General features: G+C 65.1%; 21 protein-coding genes. 10 read left to right on the top strand and 11 right to left on the bottom strand.

Features of this window, described 5'->3' with window-relative positions; all coding sequences use genetic code 11:
- Positions 1 to 4: 4 nt before the first annotated feature.
- Positions 5 to 133, bottom strand: coding sequence for a hypothetical protein (locus DY468_RS24950; protein ID WP_283808790.1), 129 nt, complete (start codon positions 131 to 133; stop codon positions 5 to 7).
- A 300-nt stretch (positions 134 to 433) separates the two neighbouring features.
- Here DY468_RS24950 and DY468_RS20905 point away from each other — a divergent pair, with 300 nt between their 5' ends.
- From DY468_RS20905 to DY468_RS20895, 3 genes are all read left to right on the top strand, one after another.
- Complete coding sequence (locus DY468_RS20905; protein WP_164606988.1) at positions 434 to 703, top strand: type II toxin-antitoxin system Phd/YefM family antitoxin; 270 nt, start codon at positions 434 to 436, stop codon at positions 701 to 703.
- 407 nt (positions 704 to 1,110) lie between these two features.
- Positions 1,111 to 2,583 carry a diguanylate cyclase gene (locus DY468_RS20900; protein ID WP_246701071.1) on the top strand — a complete coding sequence of 491 codons (1,473 nt, stop codon included), beginning with the start codon at positions 1,111 to 1,113 and terminating at the stop codon, positions 2,581 to 2,583.
- 167 nt (positions 2,584 to 2,750) lie between these two features.
- On the top strand, positions 2,751 to 3,623 hold the full coding sequence (locus DY468_RS20895) for an FTR1 family iron permease (protein WP_164606984.1): 873 nt from the start codon (positions 2,751 to 2,753) through the stop codon (positions 3,621 to 3,623).
- Positions 3,624 to 3,679: 56 nt separating this feature from the next.
- Here DY468_RS20895 and DY468_RS20890 read toward each other — a convergent pair whose 3' ends face one another.
- The 4 genes from DY468_RS20890 to DY468_RS20875 form a co-directional block, all read right to left on the bottom strand.
- Positions 3,680 to 4,423: a transglutaminase-like domain-containing protein gene (locus DY468_RS20890; RefSeq protein ID WP_164606982.1), complete on the bottom strand. Its 744-nt coding sequence runs from the start codon at positions 4,421 to 4,423 to the stop codon at positions 3,680 to 3,682.
- Positions 4,413 to 4,640: a DUF3222 family protein gene (locus tag DY468_RS20885; RefSeq protein ID WP_164606980.1), complete on the bottom strand. Its 228-nt coding sequence runs from the start codon at positions 4,638 to 4,640 to the stop codon at positions 4,413 to 4,415. Before DY468_RS20885 ends, DY468_RS20890 begins: the two co-directional genes overlap by 11 nt.
- A gap of 98 nt (positions 4,641 to 4,738) precedes the next feature.
- Positions 4,739 to 4,990 (bottom strand): hypothetical protein, encoded by a 252-nt coding sequence (locus tag DY468_RS20880; RefSeq protein WP_164606978.1) that lies wholly within the window; start codon positions 4,988 to 4,990, stop codon positions 4,739 to 4,741.
- 76 nt (positions 4,991 to 5,066) lie between these two features.
- Positions 5,067 to 6,068: an alpha/beta fold hydrolase gene (locus DY468_RS20875; RefSeq protein WP_164606976.1), complete on the bottom strand. Its 1,002-nt coding sequence runs from the start codon at positions 6,066 to 6,068 to the stop codon at positions 5,067 to 5,069.
- A 152-nt stretch (positions 6,069 to 6,220) separates the two neighbouring features.
- Between DY468_RS20875 and DY468_RS20870 the strand changes: the two genes are divergently transcribed.
- From DY468_RS20870 to DY468_RS20850, 5 genes are all read left to right on the top strand, one after another.
- The gene (locus DY468_RS20870) at positions 6,221 to 7,483 is read left to right on the top strand and encodes an efflux RND transporter periplasmic adaptor subunit (RefSeq protein WP_164606974.1); all 1,263 of its coding nucleotides are present in this window, start codon (positions 6,221 to 6,223) and stop codon (positions 7,481 to 7,483) included.
- Positions 7,480 to 8,706 (top strand): ABC transporter permease, encoded by a 1,227-nt coding sequence (locus DY468_RS20865; RefSeq protein ID WP_164606972.1) that lies wholly within the window; start codon positions 7,480 to 7,482, stop codon positions 8,704 to 8,706. Before DY468_RS20870 ends, DY468_RS20865 begins: the two co-directional genes overlap by 4 nt.
- Entirely contained in the window at positions 8,699 to 9,379 is a 681-nt protein-coding gene (locus tag DY468_RS20860) for an ABC transporter ATP-binding protein (RefSeq protein WP_164606971.1), read from the top strand. Before DY468_RS20865 ends, DY468_RS20860 begins: the two co-directional genes overlap by 8 nt.
- A gap of 148 nt (positions 9,380 to 9,527) precedes the next feature.
- Positions 9,528 to 9,815 carry a type II toxin-antitoxin system ParD family antitoxin gene (locus tag DY468_RS20855; protein ID WP_164606970.1) on the top strand — a complete coding sequence of 96 codons (288 nt, stop codon included), beginning with the start codon at positions 9,528 to 9,530 and terminating at the stop codon, positions 9,813 to 9,815.
- Between the two features lie 5 nt (positions 9,816 to 9,820).
- The gene (locus DY468_RS20850) at positions 9,821 to 10,177 is read left to right on the top strand and encodes a type II toxin-antitoxin system RelE/ParE family toxin (protein ID WP_164606968.1); all 357 of its coding nucleotides are present in this window, start codon (positions 9,821 to 9,823) and stop codon (positions 10,175 to 10,177) included.
- Positions 10,178 to 10,350: 173 nt separating this feature from the next.
- On the opposite strand, the gene DY468_RS20845 is transcribed toward DY468_RS20850, so the two are convergent.
- Positions 10,351 to 11,568 (bottom strand): ABC transporter substrate-binding protein, encoded by a 1,218-nt coding sequence (locus DY468_RS20845; protein ID WP_164606966.1) that lies wholly within the window; start codon positions 11,566 to 11,568, stop codon positions 10,351 to 10,353.
- Between the two features lie 343 nt (positions 11,569 to 11,911).
- Positions 11,912 to 12,760 carry an oxidoreductase gene (locus DY468_RS20840; protein ID WP_164606964.1) on the bottom strand — a complete coding sequence of 283 codons (849 nt, stop codon included), beginning with the start codon at positions 12,758 to 12,760 and terminating at the stop codon, positions 11,912 to 11,914.
- Positions 12,761 to 12,808: 48 nt separating this feature from the next.
- Between DY468_RS20840 and DY468_RS20835 the strand changes: the two genes are divergently transcribed.
- Entirely contained in the window at positions 12,809 to 13,423 is a 615-nt protein-coding gene (locus tag DY468_RS20835) for a TetR/AcrR family transcriptional regulator (RefSeq protein WP_164606962.1), read from the top strand.
- A 305-nt stretch (positions 13,424 to 13,728) separates the two neighbouring features.
- Here the strand turns inward: DY468_RS20835 and DY468_RS20830 are convergent, their stop codons facing one another.
- The 3 genes from DY468_RS20830 to DY468_RS20820 form a co-directional block, all read right to left on the bottom strand.
- The gene (locus tag DY468_RS20830; protein ID WP_164606960.1) at positions 13,729 to 14,127 is read right to left on the bottom strand and encodes a translational machinery protein; all 399 of its coding nucleotides are present in this window, start codon (positions 14,125 to 14,127) and stop codon (positions 13,729 to 13,731) included.
- Positions 14,128 to 14,262: 135 nt separating this feature from the next.
- On the bottom strand, positions 14,263 to 15,276 hold the full coding sequence (locus tag DY468_RS20825) for an aldo/keto reductase (protein ID WP_164606958.1): 1,014 nt from the start codon (positions 15,274 to 15,276) through the stop codon (positions 14,263 to 14,265).
- Positions 15,277 to 15,481: 205 nt separating this feature from the next.
- Positions 15,482 to 16,690, bottom strand: coding sequence for an ABC transporter substrate-binding protein (locus DY468_RS20820; RefSeq protein ID WP_164606956.1), 1,209 nt, complete (start codon positions 16,688 to 16,690; stop codon positions 15,482 to 15,484).
- Between the two features lie 103 nt (positions 16,691 to 16,793).
- Between DY468_RS20820 and DY468_RS20815 the strand changes: the two genes are divergently transcribed.
- Positions 16,794 to 17,489 (top strand): urease accessory protein UreH domain-containing protein, encoded by a 696-nt coding sequence (locus tag DY468_RS20815; protein WP_164606954.1) that lies wholly within the window; start codon positions 16,794 to 16,796, stop codon positions 17,487 to 17,489.
- A gap of 32 nt (positions 17,490 to 17,521) precedes the next feature.
- Here DY468_RS20815 and DY468_RS20810 read toward each other — a convergent pair.
- On the bottom strand, positions 17,522 to 18,477 hold a 956-nt coding region (locus tag DY468_RS20810), incomplete at its 5' end, for a GGDEF domain-containing protein (protein ID WP_164606952.1).

The raw sequence follows: 18,477 nt of genomic DNA, 5'->3' as shown, positions 1-18,477 counted from the left end.
CCATTCAGATTGTCTCCCTTTTCGAGGACCGGTTCTTCAGCCAGTCCTCGGCTGCTTGCTCCATGATTTGCAAAGCGTGAGTGTCGTCTTCAAGGGCGGCCTGTTTGATGTCCTTGATGATGTCGACCTTCATCTTGCTGAGGAATTGCCGGCGCCCGAAGTCGGCGGATAGTTCACGGTCCCGCCGGACGGGTGCGGTATGGTCCAGCCATCGGCACTCCTCTCATGGATGCGAGAAACGTCCCATGTGCGCTTGGCTAGCTCAACCGATGCGCGTGCCGCGCCCACAGATTTCTCGCCGCCGACATATTCCGTGAGCCCTCATCTTACTGATTTGGCGTCTCTTTTCGTTATGGAAGTTTCCAGTGTATTGGCTTCAGCGTACAAAATACATAGTTTACATATTTTGAAAGAGGGTAGGGGAGTTCCAGGCATGAAAGTCTTCGCCTCCAGTGACCTCCAGCGGAATCCGTCTGAAATCCAAAAGGCGGCGCTGCTGGAGCCCGTATTTCTGAGTTATCACGACAAGCCTCGTTACGTGATTATGTCGCTGGAAGAGTATGTGAGACTGAAGGGAGCGACCATCTTAGCCTCGCCGCGCTCATTGCCGGACAGCGTGATCGAACGGATCCACGAAATCGCGAACAGTCACCCGGATATGGATGTCGAGGTCGGCGGCGGACTTGCCGTTCATCTGGAGTGAGAAAGCCTGGATGGCTTCGGATCTGGCAAAATATCCTGAGCGCTTCACCGGTCTTGTCTTGCGGTACCAAAACCGGAGACCGCGACCGGTGCGATTGTTCGGCTGATCGCCCCCATCCCTCGCCAAGATCACACGAATTCCACCAGCGGTAAGTAGGTGTCCCTTGCTTGCGGCGAATCGTGATTAGATCGTTCTTGTCGTTCTGCGATCCCGCGGCTTCGGTGTGGCGGGTAAGATAGTATTGCCTGCTGCTGAATCGGCCGCAACGTCAGTTGCGGCCAAGTTGTGTCCGATGCGAGACGCCCTGCTACCCCGATGAGCGCTTGGATCAGTGTTGCCGTGGATGCGGTCGCGGCGTGCGCGGCTGACTGCGCGGGCAAACGAGGCTGTTTTGTCCGATCATGACGATGCACACGGATATCGACCGGAACTGGAAGGATCGCGTCTCGGCGCAGGCGTTGAAGCAGATCCGCGATCTCGATCTTTCGCTCGATCCGGAGAGCTTCGAGCTGTGGTACACGTTCTTCGCCGGCCGGCACAAAGCGCTCACCGAAGCGATCGACGCGCTGCTTGCCGCCAAGCCGCGGCCGGCTTCCCATGACATTGCCGATGTGTACGAGCAGGTGCTGTTTCCGTCGAAAGCGGCGACGCGGATTCACGCGATCGGCGCCGAGGTGCAGACGCAGTCGAGCCGGTTGATCGACGCCATCGCGCAGGCTTCCGACGCCACCCACGGCTACCAATCCCGGCTGTCGAGCGCGGCGCCGCGGCTGGCGGGCGGGGGTGGCGACGATGGCGTCGCGGCGATCGCCGACGATCTGTTGAGCTGGACGATCGAAATGCGCGACACCAATGCGCTGTTGGTCGAGCAGCTCGATGCGGCGGCGGCGCAGGTCCGTCGCTTGCAGGATGAGTTGGATCGGGTCCGGCTGGAGAGCATGACCGATCCGCTCACCGAGGTCGGCAACCGCAAATTCTTCGAGACGTCGATGGCGCGGCTGATCGCCGCCGGCGGCGGCCCGCTGTCGCTGCTGATCGTCGATCTCGATAATTTCAAGCAGTTCAACGACCGTCACGGCCACGTCGTCGGCGACGACGTGCTGCGGCTGGCGGCTGCGACGATCAAGCAGAGCTGCCGCCGCGACGATGTCGTCTGTCGCTATGGCGGCGACGAGTTTGCGATCATCCTGCCCGGCACCGCGCTGAACGATGCACTGGCGGTCGGTGAGAAAATCCGGGCGGCGATTGCCGCGCGCGAGCTGCATCGCCGCTCGACCCACGAGAGCCTTGGGCGGCTGTTGATTTCGATCGGCTCGGCGCAGCTCCGGAGCGGCGAAACCACGCAGGATGTCGTCGAGCGCGCCGATCACTGGATGTACGCGGCCAAACAGGCCGGCCGCAGCCGGTTGCAGTGCGTTAGTCGCGAGCCGCAGCAGCCGGCCGCGACGCAGTCCAGCATTCTCTGGCACGACAGCTACGCCTGCGGCGAAGCGGCGATCGATCGGCAGCACCGCGAGCTGTTCGACCTCGCCAACCTCGTGCTAGGTTCCGACGTCGAGGCGCTGGAGCCCGACAAGCTGGCCGAGGTGGTGGATCTGCTGATCGCCCGTGTCGGGGATCACTTCGCCTACGAGGAGCAGATCCTCGAAGGGATCGGCTATTTCGATCTCGGCCGTCACCGCGTCGAGCACGACCATCTGTTGTTACGCGCGCGCGAGCTACGCGATGGGCTGCTGGCGAGCGATCAGTCGCTTGGGGCATTGCGAGAATTTTTGGTTAATACAGTGATTATCGGGCACATGCTCAACCACGATCAGCAGTTCTTCCCGCTGCTCGACCATCGGACGGCGGCGGCAGCGCTGCAGACGTCGCCGCCGTAGTGCGGCACCACACGACGCGTGGACCGTACCGTTCGATCGGATTGTGCCTCGCCGCGCGATTTGATTCGCGGTGATTGCCGGAAATTGATGTACGATAACACGGCTTGATGGCCGGCGAGTCGATCCGACGGTCGCCGCCGGTCGGGCACGGGCGAAGATTTGCACGGATGATCGGATCGCAGTTCGGCAATGTCGTGATCGTGGTCTGGCGCGAGGGCGTCGAGGCCTTGCTGATCGTCGGCATCCTCAATGCCTGGCTGCGCAATAACGACATCGCGGGGCGTGGCCGGCGCTATCTGTGGGCCGGCGCTGTGACCGGTCTGCTGATCGCCGCGGGCTTCGGCACCACCATCGCCCTGTTCAGTAGTTCGATTCCAGCCGGGAGCCGTCAGATCTATGCAGCGATCGCGGCGCTGCTCGCCGCCGGTCTGATGGTGCACATGGTTCTGTGGATGCGCGGGCAAGCCCGTATGTTGCGGGTCGAGCTCGAATCCGCGCTGCGCGAAGAGACGGTGGCGGAGAGCTGGTGGGGCATGTTCACGCTGGCGGCTCTGGCGATCGCCCGTGAGGGGGCCGAGACCATCCTGTTTCTGCTCGGCACATTGGCGGTGCATCCGGTCGCGCCAGCCGAGCCGGTGCTCGGCGCGGTGGCGGGATTGGCGCTTGCAGTAGCGACCTACGCGGCGCTGCAGTACGGCAGCGTTGTCATCACCTGGCGGGCGTTCTTCCGTGTCACCGAAGTGGCGATGCTGCTGATGGCGGCCGCGCTCCTGATCAGCGGGGTCGATGCGCTGAGCCGCGTCGGGATGCTGCCCGAAGCCGGCCCGCTGTGGGACAGCTCCGCGCTGCTGCCGGATACCGGGGCGGTCGGTGCTCTGGTCGCCGGACTCACCGGATATCGGGCCCATCCGACCGTCCTGCAGCTCGGCGTTTATTTCAGCTATTGGCTGGTCGTTTGGCTGTTGTTGCGCAAGGCCGTGCCGCGTGAAGCCGTGCCGCTCGCCACCAGCCGCGCCGAAACGCAGCGCTCGGACGCTTGACGACGTCCTGCGGGTCCGAACGTCGCCAGCCGAAACTCTGGCCTTTTGCCTTGAAGCTATCGCTGTGCGTGAGCGCGCGCCGCGGCATCCTGCGCCGCCTCGTCTTCCATCGAGCCGCGCAGGCGGCCTTGCTCGGCGAGGTGAGGGTACTGCCGCTTCATCTCGGCCTGTAGAAACTTCACCGGCACGTCGAAATATGCACCGTGCTCGCGGACATATTCCATGAACCGCGCGTCGTTGTTGTCGAACGCCTGCATCACCGCATCCGACGAGCCGTCGAAGTCGAGCGGTGCGACGCCGAGCTTGTCGCACAGCGTGCGATTGAAGGTCGGCGATGCCTTGACCCAGCGTGTCCCGGTGAAGCACTCGGCATAGCCGTGCCAGGCGAACAGGTCGGTGCCCATCGTCCGGGTCAGGTTCTCGGTGGCGAGGTGATTGCGCACGTCGGCAAAGCGCACCCGCGCCGGAATCCCGGCAGCGCGCGCCAGCGCCGCGAAGGCCGAGGCCTTGCCGACGCAATAGCCGCGTTCGGCGCGCAGCACGCTGGAGGCGCGGAAGATCTCGGGGCTGGAGAAATCGACGTAAGGATCGTAGCGCACGCCGTCGCGCACCGTCAGGTACAGTGCGCGGAGTTTGTCGGCGAGCGTAGCCGCGCCGCGCGTCGCTTCAGCCGCGCGCGCGATGACCTCGGGGTGGTCGCTGTCGACGAATTCCGCCGGTGCCAGACAGACCGCGATCTCGGAAGCGGCGGGCTTGGCCACGGCGGAGGTCGCGCCCTCGCTGCCCTGCTCAGACCGCATGCAGCTTCGGCCGCGCCGACAGGATCTGCTTGGCGATCACCACCGGGCAATCCGGCGTGTGCTTGATCTCGTCGCCGGTCTGCAGCCACGGCACCGAAGCTCCGCATAGTTTGCACTGATTGTGCGCGCCGCCGTCCTCTTCGGAGACGATCTCGATGGCCGTCTTCAGCAGGGCGGTGGCGATCTTGCGGACGTCTTCGGCGGTGGTGTCGGTCATGGCTTGGTTCCGTGAAACGCGCGGCGACAGGGCTGCGGCGGCGGGAGTGTGCCGCCGTTCAGCAGGCGTTGCAACCGCGTGTGACGCTTGATGCATGGTTAGTAGCAGGGATGGCGGCGGCCATCCTGCCCGCGATAGGCGGCGGCTCCCTGGCCGCACAGCGCCGACAGCGGACCGTCATAGGTGGCATAGGTTTCGCCCGGCCAGACCGGCGGCCCGTAATTGTGGCTGTACGGCGCGCCCGACGGGTGATGGTGATGGGCGCGATGATGCCGGTGCCCGGCCAATGCCGGTACTGCGGTCGCAGTGGAGAGGATCATCACCGCACAGGCGAGCTTGAAGGTGGTCATTTCGGACTCCGTTCGTTCCCGGAAGGGAACGCGCCCGACCGGCTGAGGTTTCATCGCGCCGTCGACGTCGCTCGCGTTAGTTTCGCTCGGCCGCTTCGACCCGTGCCGGAGCGGCCCGCTCCGCCACGGCGTCGGCCATCCGCTCGATCTCGGCCGCGATGGTCTCGGCATGGGCGTGATGCGCCATATGACCGGCGCCGTTGAGCCGCAGCAGCCGCGCCTGCGGCACCGCCTGCGCCAGCGCTTCGGCGTGGACCTGCGGCGGCACGACCGGATCGGCGGTGCCGGCGACGATCACGGTCGGCACCTGAACGGCGCCGTAGCGCGGCACATGATCGATCAGCTGATCGCGTAGCCCGGAATATTCTTCGAGGCTGGCGGCGAACCGCTTGGCGGTCAGCGCCAGCGCCAGCCGGCTGCGCTCGGCATAGTCCGCCGGCGGCGTCTCGGGCCGGAAGATCCGCGCCGAGATCCGCTTCATCATCGCCAGCGACAGCGGCGGCAGCAGCGTATAGGTCACCAGCGGTTTCATCAGCACTTCGGCGGCGCGCTGAAACAGCGGCAGGCCCTGGGGCCGCGGATGCGTGGTCGGGTTGATCAGCAACAGGCCGGCGACGGTGTCGGGATTGTCGAGCGCGTAGCGCAGCGCGATCAGCCCGCCGAACGAATGGCCGACCACGATCAGCGGCCCCGCGCCACGATCACGCAGCACTTCGCGGATCAGCGTCACCTGATACGCGGGCGACGCCACCGGGCCGGTGCCGGTGACGCTGTAGCCCTGACCGGGACGGTCCGGGATGATGACCCGCAGCCGCTGCGCCAGACGCTCGCCGAGCGACATTCGCATGTCCTCGCAGCACAGATTGGCACCGTGCAGCAGCAGAACGGTCGGCTGACCGGGAGCCGCCGGGCGGGCAGGAGCGAGATCGAGCGCGTGCATCCGCACGCCATTGGCGTTGATGAACACGCCGCGGGGCGGATAACGCGCCTCCAATCGGCGCGCCAGCCGGCACGATACCCAGCCCGCTGCCGTGAACAGCGCGACGACACTCAGCCCCAGCAAGATCAACGTCGTCATCGCATCCTTCGGCCATAGGTCATCGGCCGCAAACGACTCTGCGGCGGCGGGCGAAGTTGAGCACGCTGGCGCTTGGTCGCAATTGATCTTTCGCAATGGCTGCCCACCGGTCCGGGGATAGGTCTCGACAGAGCGATCGACCGCGGATCAGAATGTTACAGCAAGCCGAGCAGATCGACGCGCCGCGGCCCAATCCGGCTGCCCGCTGGGGAGGCGGGTTGTGGCGTCACAAATGGGCGGCGCTCGGCGTCGCGCTGGTCCTCATCGCGGCCGGCCTCGGCCTGTTCCGGCTGCTGCTCGGGCCGGAAGTGGTCGCCGTCGCGGTGCAGCGCGGCAATCTGGTGCAGACCGTGGTGGCCAGCGGCCACATCGAAACTCCGTATCGCGTCGAGATCGCCAGCCAGATTACCGGCACCGTCAAGGACGTGCTGGTGAAGGAAGGCCAGCAGGTCCATCAGGGCCAGCAGCTCGTCGCGATCGAGGCGTCCGAACTGCAGGCCTCGGTGGTGCAGGCCGAAGGCGCGGTGGCGCAAGCCCAGGCGCGGGTGCGCCAGCTTCGCGAGCTGACCAAGCCGGCCGCCGACGAGTCGCTGAAGCAGGCGCAGGCCAATCTGCTCAATGCCCAGGCGGCCTACGACCGCGCCTCCAAGCTGGCCGCCTCCGGCTACGGCACCAAGGCGACGCTCGACGACGCCACCAAGAATCTCGACGTGGCCCGCACCCAGGTGCGCACCGCCGAGCTGCAGGTGTTCACCTCCAGCCCCGGCGGCAGCGATTTCGTGATGGCCGAGACCCAGCTCAGCCAGGCGCTCGCCAATCTCAACACCGCGCAGGCGCGGCTCGGCTACGCCACCATCGTGGCGCCGCGCGACGGCGTGCTGATCACCCGCGCGGTCGAGCGCGGCAGCGTGGTGCAGCCGGGCAAGGCGCTGCTCGTCCTGGCGCCGGCCGGCGACACCCAGATCGTGGTGCAGATCGACGAGAAGAATCTCGGCCAGCTCGCGCTCGGCCAGCACGCGATGGCCTCCGCCGACGCCTATCCGGACAAGCGGTTCGATGCGACGCTGAGCTACATCAATCCATCGGTCGACATCAATCGCGCTTCCGTCGAGATCAAGCTCAAGGTCGACGATCCGCCGGACTATCTGCGCCAGGACATGACGGTGTCGGTCGACATCGCCACCGCGCGGCGCGACGACGTGGTGATCGTGCCGGCGCGGGCGGTGAACGACGCCGCTGCTGCGCCCTACGTGTTGAAGGCGAGCGGCGGCCGCGCGGTGCGCCAGCCGGTCAAGCTCGGCCTGCGCGGCGTCGGCTTTTACGAGGTGATCGACGGCCTCGTTCCGGGCGACCGGGTGATTCCGCTCGCCACCGGCGTCAAGCCGGATCAGCGCATCCGCGCGGTGCTGCGATGAAGCGCTGGCTGCCGTTCGAGTGGATCGCCGCGGTGCGGTTTCTGCTCGACGGCGCGGTGCAGACACTGGTGATCGTCGGCGGCATCGCGATCGGCGTCGGCGTCATCGTGTTCATGTCGGCGATGCTGGCCGGGCTGCAGGCCAATTTCATCAAACGGGTGCTGACCTCGGTGCCGCAGATCCAGTTGCTGCCGCCGGATCAGGTGGCGCGGCCGCTGCGCGGCCAGCCCGGCACGATCGAGGCTGCGGTGGTGCAGCGGCCGACCCAGCGGATGATCTCGATCGATCAGTGGCCGAAGATCCGTGCCGAGATGCAGGCGCGGCCCGACGTCGTCTACGCCGCCGCCACCGCATCCGGCTCGGCGCTGGCGCTGCGTGGCGACACCAGCCGTGCCGTCACGCTGTATGGCATCGAGCCGGAGATCTATTTCAAGATCGTCAAGGTGCCGGATTTCATCGTCGCCGGCGAAGCGCAGGTCACCACCGAGGGCATCCTGATCGGCATCGAGCTGGCGAGCGATCTCGGCGCATCGCTCGGCGACAAGATCATCGTCTCGACCCCGCTCGCCGGCAACCGCATCCTCACCATCAAGGGCATCTTCGATTTCGGCAACAAGGCCGCCAATCAGCGCAACACCTTCGTCACCTTGCGCAACGCCCAGAGCATGCTCGGGTTGATCGGCGGCGTCACCTCGATCGATCTGACCGTGGCGGACATCTACGCGGCGGAGAGCATTGCCCAGGAGGTCCAGGCGATGCTGCAGGTCAAGGCCGACAGCTGGATCAAGACCAACGCGCAGTTCTTCACCGCGGTGCAGGCGCAGCAGAACTCCAACACGCTGATCCGGCTGTTCGTCGGCCTGTCGGTGGCGTTCGGCATCGCCGCGGTGCTGATCGTGACGGTGATCCAACGTTCCAAGGACATCGGCATCCTGCGCGCGATGGGCACGCGGCGCGGCCAGATCCTGCGGGTGTTTCTGATCCAGGGCGGGCTGCTCGCCTTCGTCGGCTCGGTGCTCGGCTCTGCGCTCGGCGCGCTGGCGCTGTTCACCTGGCACCGCTCGGCGCGCCAGGTCGACGGCAGCGAGTTGTTTCCGTTGATCCTCGACGTCGATCTGTTCGTCTGGGCAGCGGTGCTCGCCACTGCGACCGGCGTCGCTGCGGCAATCGCCCCGGCGCTACGCGCAGCGCGGCTCGATCCGGTGGTGGCGATCCGTGGCTGACGTTCTCACGCTCGACGGGATCCGCAAATCCTACAATGTCGGCACGCCGGTCGAGACCGAAGTGCTGCACGGCATCGACCTGACGATGCAGCGCGGCGACTTCCTGGCGCTGATGGGGCCGTCCGGCTCGGGCAAGTCGACGCTGCTCAACATCATCGGCCTGCTCGACCGCCCGACCGGCGGACGCCTGCTGATCAACGGGGAGGACACCGGCCAGCTCGGCGACTCGGCGCTGACGCATCTGCGCGGCCACGCCATCGGCTTCGTGTTCCAGTATCACTATCTGATCTCGGCATTCACCGCGCGCGAGAACGTGATGATGCCGATGCTGGTCGATTGCGGCCGTCCCGATGCGGCGATGGAGCAGCGCGCCGACGAGCTATTGGACCGCGTCGGGCTGTCGAAATGGCGCAACAACAGCGCCTCCAACATGTCCGGCGGTCAGCAGCAGCGCGTCGCAGTGGCCCGCGCGCTGGCGATGGATCCCGCCCTGGTGCTCGCCGACGAGCCGACCGGCAATCTCGACACCAAATCGGCCGACGACGTGTTCGAGCTGATGCGCCAGATTAACCGCGAACGCGGCACCACGTTTCTCCTGGTGACGCACAACGACGATCTGGCCGCGCGATGCGACCGGATCGTGCGCGTGGTGGATGGGCGGATTGCGGGGTAGGTGGCATAGTCACCGCAGCGCCTTGGTGGTCATCGCGAAGGATCGGAATCCGGTCATTCCGGGTTGCAAGGTCCGGGTAGAAGCGCTCAATGCTATATGGCATATTATGCCAACCGCGTGATTGGTCGGAATGTGCTGGAGGATGCTGATGCCCACCAGGAATGTCGTGCTGACGGACCGCCAGGAAGAGTTGCTCGACGCCCTTGTGAAGTCTGGCCGCTATCAGAACGCGAGCGAGGTCTTGCGCGATGGACTTCGACTGGTCGAACAGCGTGAGGCGGAAGATGCCAGCAGGTTGGAGGCACTGAGAGCTGCCGCCCGTTCAGGTGTAGTGGCGTTGGATCGGGGCGAGTTCAAGGAGTTCGCAGACATCGGAGAATTGCAGACCTACCTGAGCGATCTCTCGGACAGCGTCGTTTCCCGAACGAAAGAATAGCCGCGATGTCCGAGCCGGAATGGCGGGTCCGTCTCGGTGCAGTCGCGGAGCTCGACTTTGCCAACATCCTCAAATGGACCGCCGAAAGTTTCGGCGCTCGGCAAGCGCAAATCTACCGCGATACACTGATTGCGGCGATTGGGGAGCTTGCCGGTGGTCCCGATGTTGTCTCCTCCCGCGCCCGGGACGAGATTCTGGTCGGACTTCGCACGCTCCACGTTGCCCGACATGGCCGCCGCGGCAGCCATTTCCTACTCTACCGGACGACGAACGGCAGCACCATCGAGATTGTTCGAATTCTTCATGATAGCATGGACCTCCGTCGCCATGTCGCATCTGCACCGGACGAAAAGCCCGAATAGTCGGAGAATGCTCGCGGGCTGCTTGGCCTATATGGCAGTGTGCGCAACGCAATGCGTGTGGCGCACGAGGACACGCCGTCTCTCGTCAATGAGTCGCCAGCAAGTGCATCGTCAAAAGCAAAAAGCGCGGGCCGATTTCCGACCCGCGCTTCTGTCCACTGTTTCGGTCGGCTTTAGTTCGCGACCTTGGCCTCTAGCACCTCGCCGAACATCTCCCAGCGGTCGCCCTTGAAGCGCATCAGCTGCATCTGCTCGATCGGGAAGTGATCGGTGGGCGAGGTGTTCATGGTGATGCCCGGCAGCAGCGATGCCGGCGCGTAGCCCTTCAGGCTGGTCGCGACCTTCATGATGTTGTCGCGGGTCAGATTATCGCCGGCCTGCTTCAGGATGTATTCGAGCGTCTGCGCGGCGCCGTAGGAATACAGCAGCAGACCGTTGGAGCGATCGGAGCCCGGCATGTATTTCTCGAGGAAGGCGTCCCACTCCTTCACGCCCGGATCGTCTTTCCAGGTCGGATCGGTCGGATCCTTGACGTAGCTCGCGGTGATCGCGCCCTGCGCAAATTCCATCCCGGCCGGTTTGATCACCGCACCGACTGACGACGAGACGTTGTTCAGAACGTGAATCGGTTTCCAGCCGAGTTCGCCCATCTTGCGGATCGCCAGCGCGGCGAATTTCGGCGTGGAGAGATTGAGGAAGAGGTCGGCGCCCGAGGCCTTGAGCTTGGCCATCTGGGAATCGATGGTCGGATCGGTGATGTCGTAGGTCGCCTCCGAGATGATCATCGAGGTCTTGGCGCCGAACCCGTCCTTGACGCCCTTGTAGATGTCCTTGCCGTAATCGTCGTTCGCCACCAGCACGGCGATCTTGGCGTTGGGATGGGTCGTCATGATCCACTTCGCGTAGATCCGGCCCTCCGCCTGGTAGGGCGGGTTGAACGGCATCGTCCACGGATAGGTCTTCGGATCCTCGCCGAACCGCGTGCCGCCGCTCGACAGCATCAACTGCGGCACCTTCTTCTGGTTCAGGTACTTCATGACGGCGGTGTTCGAAGGCGTGCCGAGCGTATGGTACAGGAACAGCACCTCGTCGCCTTCGACCAGCTTGCGGGTCTGCTCCACCGCCTTCGGCGGCGAGTAGGCGTCGTCATACGAAATGAAATTGATCTTGCGGCCGTTGATGCCGCCCTTGTCGTTCAGCATCTTGACGTAGGCGCTCTGCACCTGGCCGACGATGCCGTAGGCCGACGCCGGGCCGCTGTAGGGCACGAAATTCCCGATCTTGATCTCGGTGTCGCTGGCGCCCGGGCCGTAGGCCTTCTGTGCGAACCCCGCGGCGGGCGCAAGCAAAGAAGTCGCCGCCACAATGGCCGCAAGTTTGGATAGTCTCATCTGTTTCCATCCCATTTTCTTGGCGCGATCATTCTCGATCGTCACGTTTTGATATTAGTCGTGCGCGGGACGACAACGCAATGCCGATCGTGTGGACCAATCAGCGCATGGCAGACTCGTCGCCGCGGCGTTTCAGTTAGCTCTGATCGCGCGGCGCCCCCGATATCTGCCAAACAGACGATAATTTGCTCTGCGCGGAATTTGCGGCAGGCAGCGCGAGGGCGTCGCTATTGAGGCTGTGCTCAAAGCTGCCAATCATGCCGAGCCTGCCGGCAACATAGATCGATCTGTGCGGCGTTCGCCGCTGCTGCCGGGCATGCTGATATGCCCGGCGGACTGCCGGTCAAGTAGACTCGAAGCTGGTCGAGCGCGAGAGTGCATCCCAAGCGTCGAGTTCGATGTTCATTGTCTCGAGCTTCTGCCTGACCAGCCCCAGCGCATCATCGCCCAGGAACAGCCGGGTCGGCGGATGCTCGGCTTCCACCAGCGTGAGCAGGGCCCGCGCGGCCTTCGCCGGGTCGCCGGGCTGGTTACCGCTCTTGGCCTGTCTGGCGGCGCGGATCGGATCCATGACTGCGTCGTAGTCGGCAATGCTGCGCGGCGTGCGGTCCATCGATCGGCCGGCCCAATCGGTGCGGAACTGACCCGGCGCGAGCGCCGTAACCCGGATCCCGAAACCCGCCAATTCCTTGCCGAGCGCTTCCGAAATGCCCTCAAGAGCGAACTTACTGCCGCAGTAAAAGGTGATACCCGGCATGGTGATGAAGCCGCCCATCGAGGTGACGTTGACGATATGGCCGCGGCGCCGTTTGCGCATCCCGGGCAGCACCGCCTTGATCATCGCCACGGGGCCAAAGACGTTGGCTGCGAACTGACGCTGGAGCGCATCCATGGAAGATTCCTCCAGCACCCCTTCATGACCGTATCCGGCGTTGTTCACCAGTACGTCGGTGACGCCGACTTGCCGCTCGGCATCTGCCACAGCTGCCGGGACGGCGTCGAAATCGGTGACGTCGAGCACCAGCGGGTGAGCGTGGCCAGGAGCTTGCGCGGCAAAGGCCTCGGCGTCACCGGTCCGCCGCACCGTGCCGATCACCCGATGACCGGCCTGCAGCGCGCCTTCGGCGAACGCGCGGCCCAAGCCCGAGCTGACACCTGTGATGAGGAAAGTCTTCGAAGCAACGCTCGCCATGGACAGCTCCGTGTTGAAGATTAATTATATCATGATATAGATGGCGGCATGGCACATCGCAAGACCAAACCCTCTTCCACTGGCGTCAGGGGCGAGCCGCTTCGTCAGCGCGTCATCGAAGCTGCCGAACGGCTGCTTCGCGACGGCCGAGCCGATTTTTCGATGCGAGACCTCGCGTCCGAGGCCGGCGTCAGCTTTGCGACGCCATTCAACCAGTTCGGCAGCAAGGCAGCGATCATGCACACGCTCTCCGCACATCGGATCGACACAATGGAAAGCCGCTTTGTCGCGTCGCCGCCGCTGACGGACGCCACCGAGCGAGTCCTGTTGGCGATCGATACGGCGGCTGCCGTGATGCTGGAGGAGCCGAAGGTCAACCGCGCGGTCATGGGCTGGCTTGGTACGGCCAGTTCGACGCCCGGACAGGTCTGGGAGCGCTCGACAGCGCTCTGGACACTTGCGTTGGGCACGGGGGACGGGCTGATCGCGGCGCGGCGGGAGCAGGCGCTACGGTCCTTGCCCGGACAACTCGCCTTTGCCTTCCGTGGGGTGCTGTCGTTCTGGACGGCGGGCGAACTGCCCGATGAGGCGCTTGCGCCGAATGCGCGAGCGCTCGCCAGCACGTTGTTGCTGGGCTTCACGGACGGAAAGACTATCAGGTGACCTACGTCGTCAGGAGATCAAGGCTCCGAGCCGTCGGACCACGAACGACCACTCTCCTAAATCCTAGACCGCGGGCGATACGTCGTGACCTCGGCTCCGCCTGGGTGTCCAACGTCGAGTAACAAGCCTGTTGTCAGGAACCAACAAGAGCACAAGGGGTGCGTTCCAATTTCTTGAAACGAGATTTTCGTGAGCCTCATCGAGGCAGCCGCGCAATATAGGCCGGTTTGCTTCCGGCCTATATTGCGCTCGAGCGCGGCCCGTCTCGATCGTCCCGGCGCGCGTTGCGCCGGTGGGCCGGCGCCTCAGCGCGTCTGCGGGGTCGTGCGGTCTTCGGCTTTGAAGTACTTGCGGGCATGAGCGACGATCTGGCCGTCGCTGGGATGATCGGCGGTTTCGACTGCGGCGATCTTCGCCTTCAGGGCGGGGTTATGGTCGGCGATGTATTTTTCCAGCGCGTGCTTGGTCTGCGCCGGGCCGACGATCAGCACGATGCCGGCGTCTGCGATCGCTTCCATCGCGGATCGGAGGAAGTTTTCGTCCACCGGCTCGTGGCCGGAGCCGACCTCGCGGTGATGGTGGACATGCCGGTTCGGATTGTCGGCGTGCACCACGAGCTTGTCGGCGTCGGATGGGTTGAAATGAAACACCCGCGCTTCGCGATGGTCGATCCAGATCACGGCGTGGAAATGAGGGCTGGTCATAGGGCGGTCTCCCGGAGTCGGGCACGGCTCGCAGACAAGACGTTCTGCGCGGCCGTGCGGCGGCGTGAGCCTACGACGCGGTCTGGCGCGGTTGCTTGATCGGACGCAACTTTGGCCGGGGAGCGGAGCAGCCACTCAGCCGGCGTGGCGCACCGGGCGGCCTTCGATCGGATAGGCCGGGTCGTTATAGCCGGGGGTGGAGGGGTGACCGCTCGCCACCAGCGCGTCGATCAGCGCCTCGTCCTCGGCGGTGAAACGATAATCGAGCGCCCGGACATAATCGTCCCACTGCTGTTCGGTGCGCGGCCCGGCGATGACCGAGGTCACCAGCGCATTGTTCAGCACCCAGCCGACCGCGAACTGGCCGGCGGTGGCACCCTTAGCCTCGGCGTGGGCGCGGATCTGCTGCGCGAGTTTCAGCGACTCGGGGCGCCATTCGGTCTGCAGCATGCGCTTGTCGGCGCGGCCGGCGCGGCTGTCTTTGTCGGGCGCCGCGTCGGGCGCGTACTTGCCGGTGAGAACGCCGCGCGCCAGCGGCGAGTAGGGCACGATGCCGAGGCCATAGAAGCCGCAGGCCGGAATATGCTCGACCTCCGGCATCCGGTTCATCGCATTGTAGTAAGGCTGGCTGACGACCGGGCGATCGATGCCGAGGCGGTCGCAGATGTTGCAGATCTCAGCGACGCGCCAGGCGCGATAGTTCGAGACGCCGAAATAGCGGATCTTGCCCGCGCGGATCAGGTCGCCGATCGCCCGCACCGTCTCGTCGAGCGGCGTCGCGTGGTCCTCCTTGTGCAGGTAGTACACGTCGATCCAGTCGGTGCCGAGCCGCCGCAGGCTGTCGTCCGCGGCCTGGATCACGCGGCGGCGCGACAGCCCCGCGCGGTTCGGGTCCTCGCCCATCGGATTGGCAAGCTTGGTGGCGAGGATCCAGTGCTCACGATGCGCCGCGATCGCGCGGCCGACCACCTGCTCGGAGGTGCCCATCGAATAGACGTCGGCGGTGTCGATGAAGTTGATCCCGGCATCGCGCGCCTTGTCGATGATCCGCGCCGAGGTCGGCTCGTCGGTAGCGCCGCCGAACATCATGGTGCCGAGGCACAGCGGCGACACTTTCAGGCCGCTGCGGCCGAGCGAACGATAGTCCATGGGGCTTTCCTTCGAGATCATTTTAGACGCGGCAATGCAGGTGGCGGCCCGCGCATTTCAGATCATAACCGCCCGCGGCTGTCATTGCGAGGAGCGAAGCGACGAAGCAATCCAGCTCAATGCACGGAGCTCTGGATTGCTTCGCTTCGCTCGCAATGACGAAGAGAGGCATCGAGACGATCGATGCCTTCGAGGTCAGTGCCCGCTACTTCTTCACCAGCGGGCACGCCGGATCGGGTGGGCCGAAGGCGGCATCGCCGGGGATGTGGGCCAGAATCTTGTAATAATCCCACGGATATTTGGATTCTTCCGGGGTCTTCACCTGCACCAGCATCAGGTCGTGGACCATCAGCCCGTCCTCGCGCAGTTTGCCGCCACGGGCGAAGAAGTCGTTGACCGGCTTCTCGCGCATCTTCGCAGCGACCTTCAGCGGATCGTCGGTGCCGGCGTCCTTGACCGCCTGCAGATAGTGCAGCGTCGCCGAGTACACGCCGGCCTGCCACATCGTCGGCATCCGGTTCATCTTCGCGAAATAGCGCTTCGACCATTCGCGGGTCTTATCGTCCATGTCCCAATAGAACGACGTCGTCAGCAGCAGACCCTGCGCGGTGGGCAGGCCCAGCGAATGCACGTCGGTGATCAGCGCCAGCAGCGCCGCCATTTGCTGGCCGCCCTTGAAGATGCCGAATTCGCCGCCGGTCTTGATCTCGTTGACGTTGTTGGGCGGGCCGGCTGCGATGCCGATGATCTTCGCCTTCGAGGCCTGCGCCTGCAGCACGAACGACGACACGTCCGAGGTCGCGAACGGCGGCCGCACCGAGCCGAGCACCTTGCCGCCGCTCTTGGTGACCATTGCGGCGGCGTCCTTCTCCAGCGACTGGCCGAAGGCGTAGTCGTCGGTGATGAAGAACCAGGTGTCGCCGCCGCGCTTCACCACCTCCTGAGCAGTGCCGACGGCGAGCGCGTGAGTGTCGAACACCCATTGCATCGCATAAGGCGAGCAGAACTTGCCGTGGAAATCCGCCGCACCGGTCGACTGGGTGATGAACAGCCGCTTCTTCTCATTGGCGATGTTCTGCACCGCGAGGCCGACGGCGGAGACCGGCACGTCGAGGATCAGATCGACCTGCTCGACGTCGTACCAGCGCCGCGCCAGCGTGGCGCCGATGTCCGGCTTGAGCTGATGGTCGCCGACGATCACCTGGATCGGCTTGCCGAGCACGGTGCCGCCGAAATCGTCCACCGCCATCTGCGCGGCGGTGACCGAGCCCTGTCCGGTCGGGGTCGAGGCAGGGCCGTTCATATCGGTGAGGACACCCAGCTTGACGACATCGTCGGAGACTTGCGCGCGGGCGATGGACGACGACAGCAGAGCGGCCGTCATCATCGCCGCCGCAATCGATCTGGCGATCATTCCGTTTCTCCCTTGTTCCGGCTCTGCGGCCGTGTTGTGTTGACGAAACTTACACCATTCTGCCGCCGCCGCAATTTACCGACGGCATGACGACCGGGGGCCTATGTTCGCGATTTTGGGGTTGGGGTTTCTGCTCGGGATGCAGCACGCGCTTGAAGTCGATCACATCGCCGCCGTGTCGACGATCGCGGCGCGGCGCAGCGGCATCGCCGATATCGTCAAGCACGGGTTGACCTGGGGGCTCGGTCACACGCTGACGTTGTTCCTGTTCGCCGGCATCGCGCTGGTGATCGGCCAATCGATCCCCGAGCATATCGCGATGCCGCTCGAGGGGGCGGTCGGCTTCATGTTGGTGGGGCTCGGCGGCCATCTGCTGTGGCGGCTTTGGCGCGACCGCGTCCATGTTCATGTCCATCAGCACGGCGACGGCGTTCGCCATGTCCATCTGCACAGCCATGCCGATCGGCTGAGCCATGACGCGCCCGCTGCGCATCGGCACGAGCACGGCTTCCGCTGGCGGACGCTGCTGGTCGGGCTGATGCACGGCATGGCCGGTTCCGCGGCGCTGTTGGTGCTGGCGGTGTCGCAGGCCCCAAGTCCGGTCCAGGGGCTGCTTTACGTCGCGCTGTTCGGTCTGGGGTCGATGGTCGGAATGGCGGCTTTGTCGGCGGTGATCGCGGTGCCGCTGGTGATCTCGGCGCGCTCGCTGACAACGGCTAATCGCGTTCTGCAGGGCGCAGTCGGCGTGCTCACGATTGCAATCGGGCTATCCACCATCCACGCGACTTTGCTCGCCTGAAGCGCTGCGGAGCGCCGAAGTCCGGCGCGGCGTCAGGCGATCCTGCGCAAGATCCCCGGCGCAGGCAGATGCGTTTCGGGCGGCGGCTCCGGGACGGGCTCGTACACCGCGTAGCAGTCCTTGCCGAGCTTCTTGGCGTTGTAGAGTGCGACATCCGCCGCCGCGATCAGGCGCTCGGGATAAAGGCCGACCTGCGGGGTCCACTGCGCCACGCCGATCGAGGCGGCGATCTTGATGTCGGCGTTGCCTTGCTCGGAGACGGCGCGGCTTTCTTCCAGGATGTGGCGGGCGATCATCGCGCCTTCGCGCAGCGTCGTACCGGGCATCACCACGCAGAATTCGTCGCCGCCGGCGCGCGCCAGCAGATCGCCGGGACGTAGCCGAGACTGTGCGACATGCGAAAACCGGCGCAGGCACTCGTCGCCGGCGGCATGGCCGTGGCCGTCGTTGATCGCCTTGAAGCCGTCGAGGTCGATCGCCAGCACGGCGAACGGTTCGCCGGTCCGCGCCGAGATCGCGCACTGTTCGGACATCCGCTGCAGCAGATGTCGCCGGTTCGAGATCCCGGTGAGATCGTCGAGCAGCGCCAGGTTCTCGACCTCCGAGCGCAGCCGGTCGATCGCCATCAGCAGGAATGCGAAGTTCCAGGTCATCGACAGGAACACCAGCGCCAGCACCAGCGCCGACTGGAAGTCGTTGAAGTGAACCAGCGAGAGTTCGCCGCCGACGCCCATGATCGCCGCGACGGAGCGCACCACATAGACCGCTATGATCAAGCAGGCGATCACTGCGGCCATCCGCGCGCCGGGGTTGCGCCGCCCGACCGTGGACGTCACCAGCGGCAGCGTCAGGGCGATCGGGACCAACTGCGCCAGCGAATACACCAAGATCCGCATCGCCATCGAGTCGACGACGAAGATGAAGAAAGTGAGCCCGAATGCGGCCGTGCCGGTGACGATGAACGAGATCGTCCACGGCACGCGGCGGC

The sequence above is a fragment of the Rhodopseudomonas sp. BR0M22 genome (assembly GCF_010907035.1).
In the GTDB taxonomy this organism is placed as follows: domain Bacteria; phylum Pseudomonadota; class Alphaproteobacteria; order Rhizobiales; family Xanthobacteraceae; genus Rhodopseudomonas.
This window is presented reverse-complemented; position numbering and strand designations above follow the sequence as displayed.